This is a genomic window from Desulfocurvus sp. DL1XJH-121, from assembly GCF_054819825.1.
On sequence record NZ_JBTVWW010000222.1, the window covers coordinates 1 to 232 of the forward strand.

At 64.2% G+C, this 232-nt stretch carries 1 protein-coding gene; it reads right to left on the reverse strand.

Annotated features, from left to right (window positions below; genetic code table 11):
- Window positions 1-232: MASE1 domain-containing protein (locus ACYYG1_RS17950; protein ID WP_461211688.1), on the reverse strand; the 232-nt coding region annotated here is incomplete at both ends.

Genomic DNA, 232 nt, shown 5'->3' on the forward strand with positions numbered 1-232 from the left:
GGTGCAGGTTTTGCGCCAGGTGCTGCTGACGGCTGATGGCGATGCCCAGACCGATGCCGAGCAGCGCCTGGGTCGCCAGAAAGATTTCCAGCTCGACCAGATTGCCGAACCCCACGCCGACCTGCCGCGCGAGGGTGATCATCATGCTGCCGAGCAGGCCGGACAGCACGCCGCCCTGCCAGCCGAATTTCCACGCCATCACCACGTTCGGCAAAAACACCACGATCAGCAG